This window comes from Singulisphaera acidiphila DSM 18658 (assembly GCF_000242455.2).
GTDB classification, from domain to species: Bacteria; Planctomycetota; Planctomycetia; order Isosphaerales; family Isosphaeraceae; genus Singulisphaera; species Singulisphaera acidiphila.
The window spans coordinates 3,650,523-3,670,425 of sequence record NC_019892.1 but is presented as its reverse complement, the minus strand read 5'-3'; the positions used below and the strand labels follow the sequence as shown (position 1 = coordinate 3,670,425).

Annotated in this window: 7 protein-coding genes; 4 read left to right on the top strand and 3 right to left on the bottom strand. The window is 64.5% G+C overall.

Features of this window, described 5'->3' with window-relative positions; all coding sequences use genetic code 11:
- Positions 1-208 precede the first annotated feature (208 nt).
- The gene (locus tag SINAC_RS14350; RefSeq protein ID WP_020466152.1) at positions 209-3,760 is read left to right on the top strand and encodes a hypothetical protein; all 3,552 of its coding nucleotides are present in this window, start codon (positions 209-211) and stop codon (positions 3,758-3,760) included.
- A complete protein-coding gene (locus tag SINAC_RS14345; protein ID WP_015246359.1) occupies positions 3,757-10,833 on the top strand; it encodes a hypothetical protein in 7,077 nt (2,358 codons plus the stop codon). Before SINAC_RS14350 ends, SINAC_RS14345 begins: the two co-directional genes overlap by 4 nt.
- 140 nt (positions 10,834-10,973) lie before the next feature.
- Here SINAC_RS14345 and SINAC_RS14340 read toward each other — a convergent pair whose 3' ends face one another.
- The 3 genes from SINAC_RS14340 to SINAC_RS14330 all read right to left on the bottom strand — a co-directional run bounded on the left by SINAC_RS14340 (position 10,974) and on the right by SINAC_RS14330 (position 16,654).
- Entirely contained in the window at positions 10,974-12,263 is a 1,290-nt protein-coding gene (locus SINAC_RS14340; protein WP_015246358.1) for a DUF1501 domain-containing protein, read from the bottom strand.
- A 90-nt stretch (positions 12,264-12,353) separates the two neighbouring features.
- Positions 12,354-14,006 (bottom strand): DUF1549 domain-containing protein, encoded by a 1,653-nt coding sequence (locus SINAC_RS14335; RefSeq protein ID WP_015246357.1) that lies wholly within the window; start codon positions 14,004-14,006, stop codon positions 12,354-12,356.
- 407 nt (positions 14,007-14,413) lie between these two features.
- Positions 14,414-16,654 (bottom strand): ABC transporter ATP-binding protein, encoded by a 2,241-nt coding sequence (locus tag SINAC_RS14330; RefSeq protein WP_015246356.1) that lies wholly within the window; start codon positions 16,652-16,654, stop codon positions 14,414-14,416.
- Between the two features lie 250 nt (positions 16,655-16,904).
- On the opposite strand from SINAC_RS14330, the gene SINAC_RS14325 reads away from it, so the two are divergent.
- Entirely contained in the window at positions 16,905-18,035 is a 1,131-nt protein-coding gene (locus SINAC_RS14325) for a glycosyltransferase family 4 protein (RefSeq protein WP_015246355.1), read from the top strand.
- A gap of 48 nt (positions 18,036-18,083) precedes the next feature.
- Positions 18,084-19,862 (top strand): lipopolysaccharide kinase InaA family protein, encoded by a 1,779-nt coding sequence (locus SINAC_RS14320; RefSeq protein WP_015246354.1) that lies wholly within the window; start codon positions 18,084-18,086, stop codon positions 19,860-19,862.
- Positions 19,863-19,903: the final 41 nt, after the last annotated feature.

Below are 19,903 nucleotides of genomic sequence, written 5' to 3'. Positions count from 1 at the left end.
GGGAATGCCGGCCTGTTCTCAAGGGCGGCGACTTTGCGGACTAGGTGGCTGGGATCGTGGCGGCAGCATAGGCCACGTGCTATATTCAGAAGTGGCGTCCCACACGCCCCAACTTGGGTTGCGACTCACTCGGGACCGCACCCGAGGGCCATTTTGGATTTCATTTCCCAGGAAATTGATCCAACTTCCTCCACGAAGGTCCAGCGACTTGCGTCGTCTCATCCGGCTGCTGACTTGGGGAGTCCTGGCGGTCTTGGCCGTTGGGTTTCTGTCTTCAGCGCGTGCGGGGGAGGATCCACCTCCTTCTGCCGTCGAGGAGACGAAGCCGAACGCGCCTGCCGTCGAGGTGGCGAAGCCGGTGGCCCCTACCGTCGAGGCGACGAAGCCGGAGACCCCGCCCCCACCGGTCTACATCTTTCTCAACTCTCCCGCCGAGCTCGAAGAACTCTGGAAGAAGCTCAAGCAACCTGACTTCATCCTGATGAGCGGCGACGAACTTCGGAAGCAGACCGAGCCGCAGCCGCAGGGGGCAAATCCTCCGCTGGTGGCCGAGGCCGTTGTCGTGCGTTCCGTCGCGATCCGGGGCGAGGTGGCGGGGGAAATGGCCAACCTCTCGGTTCATCTTATCGTCTCAACCCCCACGCCGGGACCGAACTGGGTCGCGCTCCGACTTGATAATCAGACGGTGACCCGGGCGATTGAGAAGGATCGGCCGCTCCCCTTGAGGGTGATCCCCGGTGGAGGCTGGGAGGTCGAGTTGTCCGGCCAGGGCGAGCACCAGGTTCAGGTCGATCTCAAGGTCCGGCTGCGGTCGACGACCGAGGGGCGTTCACTCGAGCTTGGGATTCCCGAGGCGCCTTCGACTCAGGTTGCGTTGGACGTGGATCAGGTGGTGTCGGACGCTCAGGCAGGCCCCGTCGAACCGGTGAACCGGGAGCCGATTCGCGAGGGGAAAGGGACTCGGCTTTCGTCCCACCTCTCGCCACGGTCGCGCCTCGACCTGAGCTGGCGGGTTGAGGCGGAACCGGGAGCTCAGCTCTCTCCGCTGTTGTCGATCCAGGGGGATATTGCCATCGACGTGGACCCGGGGGCGTTTCGGGCGCGGTCGTCGTGGGCGATCAAGTCGGTCCGTGGTTCGATGCGGAGTCTCGAGCTGCGATTGGATCCCGACGACGAGGTCCTTGAAGTGATGCTCGATGGGCGGTCGATCCCAGCCGGAATCGAGCGGGATGGAGCGGAGCGCCGCTTGTCCATCCCCTTGACGGAGCCACTGCGGCCTGGTGTGTCCCCGAAGCGGTTGTCGATGACGACCCAGAGGAAACTGCCGCCCCAAGCGTCGGCCCGCCTCTCGTTTCACGGCTTCCCCTTGAGCAACGCCAAGGAACAGTTTGGGGCCATCGGTATTGCGCAGAGCGGCAACCTCGTGATCAGCCCGACGGTGGGGCGCGGGCTCCGGCGAATCGATCCGAGGACCGAGCTCACCGATGACCTTCGGGCGCGGCCGGGCACGTTCTTGGCCTACCAGTTCGTCGATCAGCCGTTCGACCTGGAACTTCGGATTGAGCCTTCGCCCCCCTTGGTCCACTTCGATGCGCGCACGACGGTGAGCCTGGGAGCCGGGCAAGCGAAGATCGACACGTGGCTGGGGGTCGAGACGGCCAACGGCCGCCTTTTCGACCTCAATCTCGTCCTGCCGCGCGGTCTCGAGCTCGAGTCGGTCGGTCCGCCGGATATGGTCGAATCGTGGCAGCTCTCTCCCCAGCGGGACGAAGGTCGAATAGTCACGGCGCGGCTGACGTTCCGGGCCCAGGAGGGGAATTCGTTTGGCCTGCATCTCGTGGGACGTCAGGTCATCGACCCCTCACGACCCGTGGCCCTGGCACTCTTCCAACCGCGCGAATCGTCGCTCGGCGGCGGCCGGATTGCCGTCCTGGCGGAGCGTAACCTGACTGTCGACGTGGCCGAGCGTACGGAAGGATCGGCGCGAACCGAAGCCTTTCGCTCCGCGCGCCAGGAGCCGCCGGCCGATTGGCCGTGGCCTCCGGGTCGATCCGCCACGGACAACCCCGCGCTCTGGCTGCGCTATGACGGCACTCCGGCCTCTTTACCGCTGCGCATGGTCGTTCATCCTCGGTCGGTCACGCATGAGACGAGCCTTGTCTTGCAAGTGGGCCGTCGCGGCGTTGACGGCCGGCAAGAGACCGAGTTCGCCGTCCATTTCGGGACCTTGGAATATGTAGACGTGGACGTGCCGCCAGAGCTCGTCAACCGCTGGGAGGTCGAGGATGGCGATGTGGCGAGCCGGACCGACCTGGGGCCGACCGAACGCGGAGGACGCCTCTTCCGCCTGAAGCTTGCCGACGAAGTGACGGACCGCGCCAAGCTGACGTTCCGCTTTCGGCGTTCCCTGGCGATTGAGCTTGAGCCCGACCGAGCCGCCGAGGTCGATGTCTCCTGGCTGCGCTTCCCCTTGGGAGAGTCGGCACCGGTACGGGCCCGCGTCGCCTCGGATTCGGGGATCCGGGTCGAAGTGGTCCCTGGTGGTTGGCAACGCGCGGCTGGAGACGACGCCACGGCATCGGCGGGCGCGCTCCCGCTCCAGTACCGTCTCCTCAGTTCCAAGGCGGAGTCGGAGACGCCTCCGCTCCGGCTTACCGCCACGGCTTTGACGCTGACTCCCCTCCCCTCGCTGATCGCGTCCCGCCTCTGGTTGCGGACGGTTCAGGGACCTGAGAATGACCTGCGGACGACCGCCTGGTTCTGGGTGGAAGCGCATGAGTCCACGCTCTCCGTCTCGCTGCCCCCCGAGGCGGTGCTGAGCCGGGTTCGGGTCGGTGGTGTGGCCGTGGAACGGAAGGAACAACTGCCCAATTCGACCGGTTATCGCTTTCGGTTTCCTTCCCAGGCGGGACAGGGACCGCTTCTGGTGGCCCTCGAGTACTTGATTCCCGCAAGTGCCGTAAGGCACCCGTGGACTCCTCCTCGTCTGCTCAGCGGGATTGTTCAGCAGACGCGTTGGGAAGTTGTGGTTCCCTCGAGCCGTGAGATCGTCGGCGTTCCTTCGGGCTGGACCGACGAGAACCAGTGGTACTGGGATAAGTACGTTTGGCGACGGCGGCCCTGGAAGTCGACCGAGGACCTGGCCTCGTGGGCGAGCGGGTCCACCAGCCGAACGCGCGGGGTCAACGGCTGGGATGAGGACGGCCGGGGCGACTATCATGCTTATCTCTTCGAGCATCCGGGCCAGCCCCCCGAGCTTCGCCTGCTGATTGCTACCCGAGGCAGTCTGGTGGCTCTCTGCTCGGGTCCAGTCCTGGCGCTGGGCGTGTTTGTGATCGTCTATCGCCGGCGACGGTTCCGGCTGATCTGGTCGGTTTTGCTGGTCCTGGTTTTGGCCGTGGCCGCTTCCGCTCAGCCGAGCCTGACGCTTCAAGTGGTGCAGTGCGCCTTGGTCGGCGTGGTCTTTACCTTGCTAGCTGCCGCGTTGCAGTGGATCGTCGATCGACCGCGCCGGGGGACGACGGCCGTCTTTGGCGAACCCGGCCAGATGGGGCCCGCTCCCAACGGTGGTTCCTCCGTGAACCAGTTGGGCGGGGTCGGATCCGACGACTCGACGGCGATCCGGATCCGACAGGTCTCGACCATGGATCACCCCGTCGCCATATCGCAGCTCGGGTCTGATACGGCCTCGGGACGTGGCGGTTCCCGGAACCTCGGCCAACCGATCGAGCCGCACCCTTCAGGGAAGAATGGACCGTGACGATCGATTCCACCAAGGCCGTTCCCCAGGGCCGCTCGCGCCACTTGAGCTGGGCGTGGGCTCGGCTCCTGATCCCGATCGTCTTGCTGGGCGCAGGCCCGCCCGAAGCGGTTCGGATCCGCGTCCCGGCCGAGAAGGTTGGGACCTGGTTCCCGCCCGGCACGGAGCTCCGAGGCCTGCTCGCGGAGCAGTTTGATGCGCTGTTGGCGTCGGCCCGGGCAGGCTATCAACGCGAGGCTGGTCGCGCGCCCGCACGGCTTTTGCAAGCCAGGCACTTCGCGCGTTGGAACGCCGGCCTGCTGACCGGTCGCTCCGAGCTGGTGATCGAGGCCCCGGCGGGCCCTGGTCCTTACGAGCTGATCCTCAACCCCTGGACCCCTGCGATCGAGCCTTCCGAAGGACCGTCGACCGTGCTGAGGATGCACAACGACGGCCGGACTGCGGTCCGAGTCGAAGCGGGGACGGTTTCCACCGTCACCTTGAAATGGCAGCTTCGCGCTCGAACCGGCTCGCAAGGGCGCCGGTTCACGCTGGCCTTGCCCGAGACCGAGACGTCGAAGCTCACCCTCGACTTGCCCGAGGACTGGGTTCCGGAAGGAGCGTCCGGCATTCGACAGGGACCCGATCCCGGGCCCGAAACGGGACGAAAGGTCTGGCAATTCGAAGGGCGAGGGGGCCTGGTCGACCTCCAGCTCCACGGTCGTCGCTCGGACCAAGGTCAAGGCGTGAGTCAGGAGCCACGGGTCTGGGTCTCAGGGCCGACGCGCGTCGAGTTGGGCGAGGCGTTGGCGCACTGGACCATGGAGTGGTTGGTGGATCTCGAGCCCCACGCTCCTCGCCGATTTCAGGTTGAGCTGGACCGAGGGCTTGAATTCGCCAGTGTCACCGGCCCTGGCATTGATGAGTCGCGGGCCGAGGTGATTGGCGAGGTCACCCGCGTGACCGTCCTCCTCAACGACCAAGTCTCGGGGCCAACCCCGGTGACCTTCCGGGCCGTTGCGCGGATCCCCACCGAAGGTCCTTGGGCGGTTCCGGCAGCCAGGCCGCTCGACGCGCTCTGGACCGGGGGGAGGACGAGTATCCGGCTCGATCCGAGTCGGCTCCTGAGCGATTGCCGCGAAGAGGCAGGCCGGCGCGTTCCGTCGCGGTCCACCGGCGATGCGTCCGACCCGAACCTCATTGTTTTCGAGGCCGAGTCGCCTCGATCGGTGGCCGTCCTTACGTTTGGAAAGCCTCGGGTTGATGTTTCGGTTGAGGTCCGTGGCCAACTCCTCCTCGGGAACTCCTCACCCCGACTCGAGAGCCAGTTGACCTGGCGGGTTCATCGCGGGCACTTGCTCGCGCTCGACGTGGATTTACCGCCGGCCTGGGTTCCCGAACGGGTCCAGGTCGTAGGGGTCGACGAGCCTTTGGCCTGGCATCCGCGCACCCTGCCGGGGGGAGGTGTGCGGGTTCACGTCACCCCTCCTTCGGGGGATTTCACTCGGAGTTCGCTGGTCTTGAACCTGACCGCGAGTGCGGCGATTGCGGGGGGACGCGGGCCGATTACGCTCCCTCGAGTCCGGCCGGTCGGGGTCCAGGTCGTCGATGAACGCTGGCTTGCCTGGACGGAGTCGGGAGTGACTCTTCATCCGGCGAAAGCGACCGGCCTCGCCTGGATCGACCCGTCGCTCGTGATCGGCCCCTCGAACGACCGGCCCAACACGCCGGCCGGCTTGCGCGAAGCGCTCGCCTGGCGCTGGATTTCCGACCAGGCCGAGGCCCGTGTCAATCGCGAGCGGGTTCAGGAGGAACCACGAGGCTCGATCCAGCTCCTCGCCAGCATCGATCGCGACCGGTTGCGACTTGACTGGCGGATCTCGGTCGATGCCGGTGAAGAGCCGCTCCGGTCGATCCCGATCGTTGTGCCGGAGCCCATCAAGGGCGCGGGGGATTGGCGCTTTATCAACGAGGTGACTTCCGTCGAATTGCCACGGAAGCCGATCGACCCAGCGAGGCGGGCCGAGCTTGGTTTGCCCGAGTCGGGTCAGGCTTGGGAACTGACGCTTCCCGACGCTCCGTCCGGGCCCGTCGTGATTCGCTCACGTCTTGAAGTCCCTTGGAGTGGCCGTGGCCGACTCCCCTTGCTCGTCATGCCCGATCGATTCCGCTCGCGACACTTCGCCATTGTGGACGTGGCTCTTCACTTGCAGGCAAGCGTCGAGTCGTTCGGTCTCCAGGATCTCGAGCCAGCGGTGGCGGAGGAAGCCATCCGGATGGGGAATCGCCTTGAGGGGCGGGACCATTTAAAGGTTCCCGTCGAACCGGTTCTCAGGCGTCGGGCCTACGCCTTCAGCTATACGAAACCGGGAGGCCGGCTCGAAGTTCAAACCGAGGCCTTGGAGCCAGCCTCGAGCGAGGGGGTGATCGACCATTCGATTCTCACGACGTTCGTCGACCCCCAGGGGCCGCTCCGGCACCGGCTGACGATGAGGGTAACGATTGCTGATGCTCGTACCCTGGACCTGACCCTTCCTCGCGGATCGACTTTGGTCCGGGTGAAGCGCGACGGTCAGCCGGTGGTCCCTTCCCGGAATGTCAGTGTTCTCTCCCTGCCGTTGCCGCCTCCGACCTCGTCGCGAAACGCCTGCACCTTCGTGCTCGACTATCAGACGCCTCGCCGCGCCTCGGCCGCCAGTCAGGATTACCGCCCGGAACGCCCCTCGGCGTCGCTCACTTACCTGGCATTCCGCTGGGAGGTTGTCGTTCCCGAACCGTGGGTGGTTGCAAGCCACGGGCCGTCGCTGACCGCCAGCGACCCTGACTCCGCACCGAGTGGATTGCGGCGCTTCCTGCCTCGCTGGCGCTCGTCGAGGAAAGCGGAGTCGAAGCACGATGCGGAGGTGCTCCGCCTGCTCGACCAGCAAGCGGCCGAGTTCACCGTGAACGAGATGTCTCTGGCGGAATGTTTCACGCGATGGGATGCCGGCTCCGCGCCGATCGTCATCGATCGGATGGCCCTCGAGTCCGGCGGTTGGGGACCGCGGTCGCGGGTTTCCCCGCCTCACAACGGCCGCAATCGCCCCGGGGCGGCCAGCGCGGTGATCGGCCCGCTTGGCCTTGCGCTGGTCCCGATCGGCGACGCGGTGCTTGTGACGACGCGGGTGGAAGCCCCCGATCGGTCGGGCGGTCCCTTGCGCGAACCCGAAGGGAGAGCTTCGTGGGAGGCGCGGATCCGGGAGGCCGTGGTCAACGGATCGGACGTTGCCGATCGGTTCCAGATCGTCGCCCGCTGGCGTGGCGAAGGGGCGCGGAAGTCGCAGTATGGCAGTGAGACGACCGACATCGACCCGTCGCCCAATGGTCGGCGGATCTGGCGGTTCGCGGCCGTGGGGTGGCCCGAGACTGGCATGACGATCCATCTCGTCGACGAGCGGCAAGAGCGCATGACGGCCTGGGCGGCCGGGTTGGCCGTCCTGGCGCTTGGGATCGCCTGCCGTGGCCTTGCCCCCCGTTACCGCGCTCTTGGCCTGGCCGTCATCCTCCTTGGTTCCGTCGTTGGGTTGATCGTGACGGCCGCCCGTCCTTCCGCGATCGCGGCGGGGGGGGCGACCGGTGCCTTGGCTGTTTTCTTCTACGGATTGGGGAGTACGATTCCAGCCTGGCCCCGCCGTCGCAATCGTGAAGTTCGCCCCTCCTCCTCGCCTCGGCTTCGGTCCGGTTCCGGGGTCATCACGGCGCTCCTTGCCTGTCTCGCCTTTCTGGCGGGGGCAGACTCGGTTCGGCTCAAGGCGGCCGGAGTCCGCGAAGGATCTCCGATCGTGGCGCTTTATCCCTTCGAGGGGGCGGCCGACCCGGCTCTGACGCCGAACCGCGTCGTGATCCGCCTTGGGGATTACGAGCGTTTGAAGACGCTGGCCGACCTGACCCGAAAAGAACCGATCCAGGAGATGGATGCGCTGGCGGCCACTCATCGCGTCACCTGGCAAGGGGCGGGTGGGGTTGTCATCGAGTCGGAGATTGCGCTCATACTCGAGGGCGCACATCCCGCCCTCTGGACGTTCCCCGTAGGCCAGGCCCGTGATATCTCGGCGGCCCTTGAAGGTGTCGAGATCCCGGTCCAGGTTCAGTCGGGGGGCCAAACCGCGTCCGTCACGATCAGAGGCGAGGGGCGGAAAATGCTTCGGCTCCGCAGGTTCGTCACGCCCAGGCGCCTCGATGACGCAGAATCGATCAGTCTGCCGATCAATCCCTTGGCCTCGGCTCGGGTTGAAATTGGTCCTGGACCGGCAGGCCGGATCATCGAGGTGCTCAACGCGCGCGGGGCGTTGACGCCGTGGGAGGGTGGTTCGGCGGGGAATCTCGGCCCTGTCGATCGCCTTGAGGTTCGCTGGGTTTCCGGCAACGAACTGGAGCGGATCCCGACCACAGGCGCGGTGGAAGGACTCCTCCTCTGGGACGCCGAACCCGCGGGCGATCGGGTCCGGGCACGCCTGACTTATCGTAAACCGGAAGGGACGTCGGTGGTCCGCCTCCGGCTCGATCCCGGACTGGTCGTCCGCTCCGTCGCGATTCCGGGCCAGGCGGATGCCGCTCTGCAAGCGTCCGAGAAGGGAGTGGAGTGGGTGGCTCACATCAATCCGCCACTCCCTGACGGGGCTGCGATCCGGCTTGAATTTTGGAGGCCGCACCCGATCGGTCTCGAGCCCGAGGAGTTGCCCGCCCGGACTCTGCCCAGGATTGAGCCGTTGGGGGCCGAAACCTACTCGGGGGCGATCGGCTTTCGAAGACCGGCCGAATGGGCCGGCCGCCTGTCGGCCGTGGCGGGGAGCGACTCGATCACCGAGGAAGTCTTCGTGCGGTCGTGGGGGACTCTGCCCGAGGAACCCCTGACGCTCTCGGGGGTCACGCGCTTCCTCCGTCCCTCCAGCGTGTCGGTTCGGACCGGACCCCAGCCCTCGCGCCTTTCCGTCCAGCCGAGCGTTGAGCTCAACCTTGGCCCCGGCCGCGTTGAGGTGAATCTGGAGGCGAAGCTCACCCAGGTTTCCGGGCGGTCGTACCAGGTCGAGTTCGAAGTCCCAGGCGCGCTGCAAGTGACCCGCGTCGAAGGCGAGGGAGTGACCGACTGGAGCCGCACCGCTGGGCGAATTCGCCTCCGGTTCGATGGGGCGTCCGCCAAGCAGCGCATTGTTCGGGTCCTGGGCTGGCTCCCCGTCTCCTACGACCCGTTGGCCACGGGGACCACGCGACAAGAGGTCGCCGTTCCCTGGCCGCTTTGGCAGAACGTTGACCTGAGTCCGGGGACTCTGGGCATCACGGCACCCACGACTTTCAAACTCGAGACCAAGCCGGGCGTGACCCCCTCGAATCCCGATTTTGAGGACCTGAGCCTCACGACCGTGAGGACCACCTACCGCGTGGATCGGCCCGAGGGGCTTGGCCAGTTGCGGTGGGAGGTCGAACCGCCTCGCGTGGATGTCCAGGTGAGGAGCCAGTTGACGATCAATCCGGACTCGGCCGAGTGGGTCGCGGTCCTGCGTTACGACGTCTCGGGAGGGGCCTGCGATTCGATCGAACTGAAGCTTCCGACCTCTTGGGCTCAGTCGGCCGAGGTCACGCTGGCGGGGGGAAGCCATCAGCTCACGTCGGAGTCTCGCAAGGAAACGACCGTCTTGACGATTCGTCCCGAACAACCGATCTGGGGCTCGCAAGATGTGACGATCCGCTCGGTACGCTCATTGGCCCAGACCAGCACGCTCTATTTCCCAGTCCTCGAATCCTCGGTGAACGGGACGACGGAAAGCGACCTGGCGATCGTCAACGCGTCTGGGAGAGAGTTCTCAACCGAGGGGTCACCGAGTTTGCAGCCGATCGACGATTCGTCACGGTTCCAGACCGAGGAGTTTTCCCCACTGCCCGGTTTGCCGACTAGCGTTTTCCGCGTCAAGTCGAAGGGCTGGTCGTTGAAGGTGGATGCTCCGGGCGGGACGCTCCTGGCGAGGGATCTCGGGAGCGGCCTGATTCGGACCGCCCTGACGGAGATCGACGGTGTGCTCCGGGAGGATGGAACGACCCTGGGATCGATGCGCTGCCTGATCGAGAATAGTACGGGTCCCTTTTTCTCGTTCGCTCTCCCCACAGGTTCGAAGCCCGTCTGGGTCTCGGTCGGAGGCCGGCCCACGCGACCGCTCCGAGCGGCGTCGGGCCGTTGGCTGATCCCTCTGGAAGCCCGCGAGTCGGACGAGTTGACAATGGTCTGGATGTCGCAGCCCGCCCTGCCACCACGTCCCGGTGAGGGGCGATTGATCCCCTACCCCAGGCTTGACCAGGAGCGGATTCCCACATTCATTTCGCTACGAGTTCCAACGAGTTGGGATGCGACGAGCCGGAGCCCGGTCCTGGCCGCCGTGGCTTCGGATCGGCAAGATATTTCGCGAGCGGAGAAACATGGGCGTTTGATCGCCGACCGGCTTGCGACGATCGATCGCAGTTCACTCGTAGCTCGAGAGGCCTTGGTCGGCTCTCTCGTCGACTTTGAGTTGATGCTCCGCAGCGCCGAGCGCGCCGCGGTCTGGGAGTCGCCTCTTCCCTCTGCGACGCGGGAGACCGAGATTCGGGTTATCCAGGCGCGCGTGCGTGCGGCGCGTCAGGGGTTGGCGGAAGCCGTTGAGACCGCTGCCCTGGATGAGCTGGCCCGCGCTGCCCGAGTCCATCTTGGCCTGGCTCGCGAAGACTCGGCCGCGACCACTCCGGAGGTCGCCGAGCCCACGGTTTCGGTTCGGCTCCGCCGGCTCGGCCAGCCCCGTCGCTTCGATGGAGAATTGGATGGAGCCGGGGGGGCCCCTGTCCTGATGGGGACATCGCGTCCTTCCACCTGGCTGAGCGATTCGGAGCAAGCCCCGGCTTTCTTCTGGGCCGCCGTCGCGTTCCCCCCGCTCGTCTGGGGCCTGACGCGGCGAACCGGTCGGCCGAACCTCGCGGGAGCCCTTTTGCTCGGTGTGACGCTGGTCGTCACCGCCATCGGTGGAGGTCTCGGGATCTTCCTCGCGGCTCTCTTCATGGCCGGACTCGGTTGGCTTTTCCCGGACGCCTGATCTTCCCACCGGCCAGGATGCTGGAAAGGGAGGGCGAGCGTTCACCTGGTTGAGCAAATCAAAGAACCCCTCGCTCGGCAACGGTGCCGAGCGAGGGGCTTGAGTTTTGAGCGGTTATGCTTGCTGATCTGAAAGCTTGATTAGATCAATTCTTTGATCGGGGTTCCGGCATCCACCAGCTTGATCGGACGGCCACGGGGGGTGGTCCACTGCGTGCCCAGGTCGAGTCCCATAGCTTTCGTCATGGTGGCGATCACATCCATCGGGGCGACTGGCTTGTCGGTGATGTCGATGCCGTCCTTGTCGGTATCGCCGACCGCCTGTCCGCCTCGGATGCCGCCGCCGCCGAGGACCATCGACCAGCTTCGCGGCCAGTGGTCGCGGCCCGCGTCCTGGTTGATCCGTGGGGTCCGGCCGAAGTCGCCCATCCAGGCGATGACTGTGTCGTCGAGCAGGCCGCGCTGGTCGAGATCGGCGACCAGGGCACTCATGCCTTTGTCCAGCTCGGGCAGGAGGCGGTTCGAGAGCGTGTCGAAGGCACCCGCGTGCGTGTCCCAGCCGCCGAGGCTCACCTCGACGAATGTCACGCCCATTTCGACGAGCTTTCGAGCCATCAAGCAACCGGAGCCGAACGACCCTCGGCCGTACAGATCGCGGACCTCTTTGGGTTCGCTGTCGAGGCTGAGCGAGGCCTTGGTCTTGCGGTCGTTCATCATCCGGACCGTCTTGTTGTAGACGGCGTTGTGATCGGCGCTCCCTTGACCGCGGCGCTGGGAGATGAAATTCTTCTCGACCAGGTTGAGCATGCTGAGCCGGCGGACCATCCGCGATTCGTCGACGCCGGTCGGCGGCTCGAGGTTCGCCACCTTGCCATTGGGGTTCTGGACGACGAAGGGGGAATAGGCCATGCCGAGGAAGCCCGCGCCCACGCCCGGTCCATTGATCGAGATCGCGTGAGGAAGGGCGAGCCCTTCATGCTTGGGGCCGAGTTCGTAAGCGAAAGAGGTTCCAAAGCTGGGGTGCACGACGGTCGGGTTGGGGGTGTACCCGGTGTGCAGCATGTACGTGCCGCGGTCGTGGTTGCCTTCCTTCGAGTTGAGCGAGCGGATGACGCTGAGATGCTTCATCTGCTTGGCGATGTTCGGCATGTGCTCGCAGATCGAGATCCCGTTGGCCGAGGTCGCGATCGGCTTGAAGGGGCCGCCGTTCTTCTCGCTATCCGGCTTCAAATTCCAGGTGTCCATGTGGCTCGGGCCACCGGCCATCCACAGCAGGATGCAACTTTTGGGCTTCGAACGCACCGGTGAGGCGGCATTCGCTTCGAGTGCGCCGATCAGATGGGCCGCCGGGACAGCCATCGCGCTGGCCGCCAGGTGTCCCATGAAATGGCGACGGGACATCCCACTGGGAACAAACAGGTGGTCTGACATCGGTCGAAAACCCCCCCTTGAGCCTCAATCGAGGCGAACTCGGGGTGACGAAGCGGCAGGCTGCGTCCCCCTGTTTTTGGCGGACCGGCTTCAATGGTTCAGGATGAATTCGTTGGAGTTGAGCAAGGCCCAGAACAGGTCTTCGAGCACGTAGACCGTGTCGGGGTTCGAGGTCAGAACAGCGCTGGCCGCCGTCATCTCACCACGGGTCGGATATCGGCTGAGGGCCGCGAGGAAGAGGTTGTTGACCATGAAGATCGGCGGTGCCATCTTGCGCTGAGAGACCGCCCGGACCTTGAGGTCGTCGAGAAAGCTTCCCGGCTTCCCACCGACGGCGCGTTCCATCAGGTTGCCGTTCATCATCATCAGGGCTTGGGGGATCGTCCCGTTGAAGGATGTCCCTTCTTCCCCTTCGTCATTGCCGAACGCGAAGACGAATTGCCCCAGCCACTGGTCGCGCTGGCGGTCCAGGTTGGCCGCGCCTTCGGTCTTGTGGGCGGCGGTGGCCGTGAGCAACGAGTCGAAGAGCTGCTCGGGGACCATCGGCTTCAAAGCCATGTGGCTGAAGAGCGTCTCATCCTTCTCGTTCCCCTTGGTCATCATGCTCGACAGGTGGTAAGCCTGGCTGTTCATGATCCAGCGGATCAAGGTTTTGATGTCGTGGCCGCTGGCGGCGAAGTCCTTGCCAAGGGCTGCGAGCAACTCGGGATGGCTCGCCGGGTTGTGAGCGCCGAAGTCGTCGACCGGGTTGACGAACCCGCGCCCGAGGAAGTGGCCCCACATCCGATTCACGAACGCCTGGGAGAAGTTTTCATTCTTGGGGTCGGTAATGAATTTGCCGAGTTCGACGCGGCGATCGACGTCCGTCGCCTGGCTGATTTTGCGGCCATCCAGGAAGCGAGGGAAGGCCACACCCATCAGTCCGTTTCGCTTATCGAAGCTGGCAAAGGCATCGGTCGGTTCGTCGGTGAGCTCGAGATGGTCGATTACCTCCGCGCCGCTGGCGTCGGGCTTGCGAACCTCGCGGAACTTCAGGCCCTTGTAGAATGCGTTGATTCCCCAGAAATCGGCCTGTTTCCAGTCGTTCGAGGGGTGGTCGTGGCACTGGGTGCATTGGATCTGCTGGCCGAGGAAGACGCGGGTCGTCACCGAGGTCAGGGGGACCGCTTCCATCTCCAGGTGGGAGATCGGGAAGTTCACCGCCCCGTTCTCTTTATTCGACCCTTTGGCCGTGATCAGGTCGAAGGCGATCTCGTTCCAGGGCCGGTCGGCGTTGATCTGCTGACGGAGCCACGAGGTCAACTCGCCCCGGAGGACCATCCGCTCCTGGCGCTTGCGGCCGGTCAGGATCACCGTCCACTGGTTGGCGAAGTCCTTGGCGAAGTCTTCGTGCTTGAGCAAGTACTCAACCAGCTTCGCCCGTTTCCCCTTCTCCTTGGAGTGGAGGAAGGATGTCGCCTCTTCCACGGTGGGAATCCGGCCGAGAACATCCAGATAGGCTCGGCGGAGGTATTCTTCGTCGGTGCAATCTTTCGAGGGCTTGATCGAAGCCGCGTCCCAGGCCTCGCGGATCATCTTATCGAGGAAGGCCGGCTTGGCCGCCCCTGCTTTCGTGGCGACAAACTCGGTGTCCGCAGCTTCGTCGTCCGCCCGCGCGATCGGTCCCGAACAGGTCAGGCCCGCCAGAACGAACAGAAACAACACGCGTCGGCTGGACGAGTTCCAGACGGGACTCACGCTCATCGGCCCACTCCTCGAAAAAAGGCAATGTACGATGCTTCGGAATCCGCCCCTGGTGCGTCGGATCGTGAGGTGTCTCAAACTCAGATTACGCCAAGGAAACCCTACGGGTCAAAGGCATTCTTCCGTCAGTCAATGATTTTCTGTGTGATTGACCACATCGACGGGTGCATCCATCAAGGCGAGCATAGCTTGACTCAAAAAGTGTACGGAGATGGTCCAGAGTTGTGACGCTTGTTTTTGGGAATTGTTGGAACTACCGGCGGGGGGCCGAGTTCGGTGCGGGAGGGGAGAGTCGAATGGGGGGGGACTGGTGTTGGTCCGGCCTGGCGAGCGGCCGAACGCCGCGCGAGGGGGTTGCCCCCTGCGCATCCCTCGAAAGGGATTCGCCGTCGTGGGTTGATGAACGCTCAGGCGCTCTCGCGCTGGAAGTGGATCTCGTGGAGGCGGCGATAGAGGGGAGAAGAGCGGCGCAGTTCGCTATCGGTTCCGACCGATTCGATGCGCCCGGCGTTGATGAGGACGATCCGATCGGCAAATTGGAGCGACCCGAGGCTGTGGGTGATCAGGAAGGTCGTCCGGTTCCTCGAGAATTCTTCGATCGCCTTGCGGATCAGGGCCTCGTCCTGAATATCCACGGCGCTGGTGGCTTCGTCGAGAATCAGGATGGCCGGATCGAGGAGCATCGCTCGGGCCAGGGCGATCCGCTGGCGCTGGCCGCCCGAGAGCCCGAGGCCGCGCTCGCCGATCACCGTCTCGTAGCCGTCGGGCATCGCACTGATAAACTGATGGGCATAGGAACGCTTGGCCGCCGCGATCACCGCATCGCGGTTGGCGTGGCGGTTGCCGTAGGCGATGTTATTGGCGATGGTGTCCTCGAAGAGGATTGTCTCCTGGATGACCATGCCGATCTGGCTGCGGAGGCTGCGCATCTGCACATCGCGGAGGTCGTGCCCATCGATCCGGATCGACCCTGCTTCCACATCCCAGAATCGGGTGAGGAGGCTCATCATGGTCGACTTCCCACAGCCGTTGGGACCGACCAGGGCCACCGTCTCACCGTGCTTCACGGAGAGGTTGATGCCTCGCAGGATGGGGTCGCGACCGTTGTAGCTGAATTCGACCTGATCGAATTCGATGGTCTTGTAGTGCCGTGGGAGCCGTGCCGCCTTGGGCTTGTCGGCGACCTGGGGTTGGCGGTCCATCAGCGAGCAGATTCGGTCGGCCGCCGCCGCCGCGCGTTGGATCCGTGAGTGAACGTTGGCCATCTTCCGGACCGGGTCCGAGATCCCGGCGAGCGTGGCATAAAGATAGAGCAGGTCCTCGATCGCCATCCGGTGCGAGGCAAGCTGCAGCTTGAAGAGACCGAGGTCGAGGAAGATCGTGCCGTTCAAGACGAGGTAAGAGCCTGCGAGCAGGGCGATCGAGACGGTCGATAACGCGAGCATCTCGAGCACAGGATCGGAGAGCGCGTCGATGGTGGCCACCCTGACGCTCTTCTTATACAGGCTCTTGGTCTCAAGGAAGAAGCGGCGTCGTTCGCGGCGCTCCATCGTGAACGCCTTGACGACGACGATTCCCTGGAACGTCTCCTGCAAGATCTTATAGATATTCGACATGCTCTCCAGTGAACGCCGCACCGCCCGTTTCATGATCTGACCGGCGCGGTTGGCGGTCATCGCCGAGACCGGCACGAGCACCAGCGCAAGGCAGGTGAGCCGCCAGTTCAGCCAGAGGGCGATCGACAGGCAGCTGATGGCCCGTAGCGGTTCCCGGATCACCTTGCTCAACAGGGTATTCAGCCCCTGGGCGAGCGAATCCATGTCATTGGTGAAGCGAGCAATCAACTCCGAGGAGCCCTGGTCGCTGAAGTTCGAGAGGTCGAGCGCCAGGGTCCGGCGGAAGAAGTGGTTGCGGATATCGAAGAGGGTCAACTGCATCACGTCGGCCACGAGCACTTCCTGAAGGAACAGGAAGAGGCCCTTGATGGCGACCCCCGTGATCACCATGACCATCAGCAGAACCAATGTCTGGAAGCCTTTGTTGGGGAGGAACCGGTCGATCTTCGGCTGGGTCCAGCGATAGGTGCTGAGCCACCACGAGGCGTTCGATCGCTCGCGGAGCAACGAGGCCTGCCGGCCGTCCAGGGGGTTCGTGCCAGGTTCCAGCGGCAAGAGATCGGAGAATCGTTTCAACTCGTCGAGTCGAGCGTCTGCAACGAACTGGTCCGCCTGCCGGGCCTGAAGAATGATCTTGTCCCGGTTTCCTGCTCCCGGTTTGCCCTTGAGCGCAATCCCGTCATTGAAGGCACGTTCCAACTCCTGGGCAAGCTTGCGCTTGCCCTCGAAGTCTTTGTGGACGACCACGAAGTGAGCCTTCAGGGCGGGCCCGGTCGGGTCGCCCATTTCTTGGATCACCTTGATCTGTTCGAGACGCGCATCGAGTTTGCGCACCTCGGTTTGTTGCGTGACGATTCGCTCGGCAACCCATTTCTGGCAATTCTCACTATAAAAGAGAATTTTCAGAAGTGGATAGACCGCGCTGATGTTGGCGCTCCACAGCAGAGCCACCATCACGGCGCAGGCTAGGGATAGCCCGAACCGGACCCGATATGGCCAGGCGAATCGCACGAGGCGGGCAAAATTCTTCATGGTCGAGAATCGCCGAAGACGGGGTTACCCAATAGCCTCCATGCCATCTCCGACCTACGGTGACGCAGGCCGAAGCGTTGGGCGACGGGATCATTTACCATCTGTCGGTAGGCTTGGCAATGCGACTTCAACCCTTCATTCGCCATCTCAAAGAATCGGTCTAGGAAAGATCGCGAATTGGGGTTAGGATTCCAGGCGCGGACGTCCCTCCACAAACCGGACGGCCGGTCAACCGTCAGGGAGGACGGGGATGAAGGCACTCGCTCTGGTCGATGCACCAGAACACGTCTGCTGTCGCTATCGGCTTCGGGCCTTCGAACCTGCGCTTGCCAAGGCGGGATGGTCGCTTACGCTCCGATCCTTAGCGCGGGGAGCCTTCCGTCGCTGGTTCCAATTTGCCCAGGCCGCGGATTTCGACACCGTCATCCTCCAGCGGAAGCTCTTACCGGGCTGGCAGATCCACGAGCTTCGCAGGCGGGCACGGCATCTCGTCTTCGACTTCGACGACGCGGTCCTCTACCGCGACTCGTATGATCCGCGCGGTCCGCATTGTCGGAAGCGTGCGGGTCGATTTGCCCGCACGGTGCGACTCGCCGACACGGTCATCGCCGGTAACGACTTTCTGGCCGACTGTGCCTTGAGGGCCGGGGCGCGGCCCGAACGTGTCCGGGTGATTCCGACCTGCGTGGATACCGAACAATATACGCCTCGTATTTCCACCGACGAGGAACGGGACGCGCCTCGGCTCGATCTGGTCTGGATCGGCTCGTCGAGCACGCTCCAGGGACTCGAGCAGCAGCGACCACTCTGGGAACGGCTCGGTCGCGAGGTCCTCGGAATCCGGCTCCGTCTGATCTGCGATCGGTTCCCGTCGTTTGCGTCGATTCCGGTGGTTGAGGTCCCCTGGAACGGGGCGACCGAAACGGATGAGCTGGCGGCGGGCGACGTCGGCGTGTCCTGGATTCCCGACGATCTCTGGAGCCGAGGGAAGTGCGGCCTGAAGACGCTTCAGTACCAGGCGGCCGGACTCCCTGTGGTCGCCAACCCGGTCGGGGTCCAGGCCGAGATGGTGGTGCCAGGGGTCAGTGGTCTGCTCGCGGCAACGGACGACGCGTGGGTGGAATCGGCGAAGCTGTTGGCGAGCGACCCGGACCTGTGTCGGCGGATGGGAGCGGCTGCCCGCTCCTCGGTCGAATTGAACTACTCGGTCGCGGCTTGGTCCGAGGCGTTCGTCGCCTCGATCGCCAACCTGGATTCAATCCGCTTGCCACGACCGGCAAGCACGGCGGGCGGGCGGATCCGGGCCCAAGGGGCTCCTGAGTCCGGGCATCCGCCGGGGCCGTTCCGTCAAACCTTCGATTCCGAAAGAATCGGGCGCTGAGGGTATGCACTCTTACAACGCAACGATGGGCCATGACAGGGCGACTGGATGAGCTGGCTGTTCCGGAAAATTCCGAAGACGCCCCCCTCGGAGCGACTGTTCGAACCGCCGGAGTGGGACTGGGCCCAGGCGGACGACGTCGGGTGGTGGGTCCGCGCTGACTGGAAACAGGCGTTGCTTGGCCCTCGTGGTCTGCGCCTCGAGGAGTGGCGGCGCAACGGCCAGCTTACAGTCGTCAAGACGGGGCCGCATCGGGTCGTCTATCGCGCGGAGCTGCCCGAGGGGGCCGTCTACGTCAAACACTTCCTGGTCCCCGGCCTGAGGGCGAAGCTTCGCCAGTGGGTTCGACGCGGCAAGGGACGCAACGAGGGGCGGCGAACGCGCTATCTCGCGGCGATCGGCGTGACCACGATTACGCCGATCGCACTGGGCGAACAACGTAAGCGGTTCGTCCTCTTTGAAAACTACCTGATTACGCATGCGATTCCCGAGACGCTGCCGCTCGACGAATTCGTCGAGCGTCGGCTACCGCTCGAGCCCGTTCATCGGCAGGCGCGGATCCGTCAGAACCTTGCCGCCGCGTTGGGGACGCTCACGGCCCGCTTGCATGACGCCGGCTTTGTCCATCAGGACTTCCACCCGGGAAACATCCTGGTTCGGATGGAGGACGATGACGACCAGCCTCGGCTCGCGATGATCGACCTCGATGCCTTGCGGGTCTGTTATCCGCTGTCATGGCCGGAGGCCCAGGTCAACCTGGCGCTCTTGAATCACTACTTCTGGCTGCGCTGCGGCCGATCCGACCGCTATCGATTCTTCAAAACCTACTTGCGCGATCGGGAAATCTCTCCCCCCGACGTAGGCGCCTTCGCACGCTCGATTGAGAACGCGACCCGTGCCTGGGCCGAGCGGCTCTGGCGACGTTGGGGCAAGCGCTGTCAGGGGAGCAATAAATACTTCGCCAGCTATCGGGGGCACCATTCCTGGTCGATCGCGTCGCGCGACCTCGATCCGGACATCGTCAAGGCATTGCTCGAAGACCCCGACGCCCCCTTCTCCGATCGCGGAACGGTCATCATCAAGCAGTCGCGGACGACCACCGTCGCGGAAACGACGCTGATGGTTCAAGGGCGGCCCACACGCGTCATTTACAAGCGATTCAATAAAAGGGCGTGGATCGATCCGTACTTGACCTGGTTCCGCCCCTCGCGGGCCTGGCAGTCATGGCAGGCGGGCCAGCACCTGGCGAGCCGAGCGATTCCGACGCCGCGCAACCTGGCGTTCATTGCCCGGTTGCGCCCTTTTCTGCGCGACCCGGGCTCGTGGTATCTGCCACACGAGACGTATCTGGTCACGATCAAGGAAGAGGGGTCGATCACCCTGGGGGATTACGTTCACAAGGTTTTGCCGACGCTCGAAACGGCCGCGCGTCGAATCCAGATCCGCCGCCTGACGCTGGCGCTGGCGAGCTTGCTCCGTAAGATGCATGAACGGTCGCTCTCCGATCGCGACCTGAAGGCGTCGAACCTCCTGATTCTGGGCGATCCGTCGGCTCCCGAGATCGAGTTGAGTGTCATCGACCTGGTGGGAGTGCGCCTGCTGCATCCCTTGCCGAAGCACCGGCAGATCCAGAACCTGGCCCGCTTGTATTTGAGCCTGGCCGATGTGAAGGATCGCACCCGTACCGATGCCTTACGGTTCCTTCGCGCTTACCTTCCCTGGGGTCTGACGCCTCATAACGACTGGAAGGGGTTCTGGCGCGCCATTGCGATCGCCAGTCAGACCAAGATCGAGCGGAACAAGCGGCGCGGCCGCGCCCTGTCTTAACGAATTCACCCCATGGACTGACCCACCCGAGCACAGAGGCC

Bases quoted from the DNA above. Each gene is read 5' to 3' on its own strand.
- SINAC_RS14340 (WP_015246358.1), bottom strand. From the start codon at position 12,263: ATGTCAGACCACCTGTTTGTTCCCAGTGGGATGTCCCGTCGCCATTTC.
- SINAC_RS14335 (WP_015246357.1), bottom strand. From the start codon at position 14,006: ATGAGCGTGAGTCCCGTCTGGAACTCGTCCAGCCGACGCGTGTTGTTT.
- SINAC_RS14330 (WP_015246356.1), bottom strand. From the start codon at position 16,654: ATGAAGAATTTTGCCCGCCTCGTGCGATTCGCCTGGCCATATCGGGTC.
- SINAC_RS14325 (WP_015246355.1), top strand. From the start codon at position 16,905: ATGAAGGCACTCGCTCTGGTCGATGCACCAGAACACGTCTGCTGTCGC.
- SINAC_RS14320 (WP_015246354.1), top strand. From the start codon at position 18,084: ATGAGCTGGCTGTTCCGGAAAATTCCGAAGACGCCCCCCTCGGAGCGA.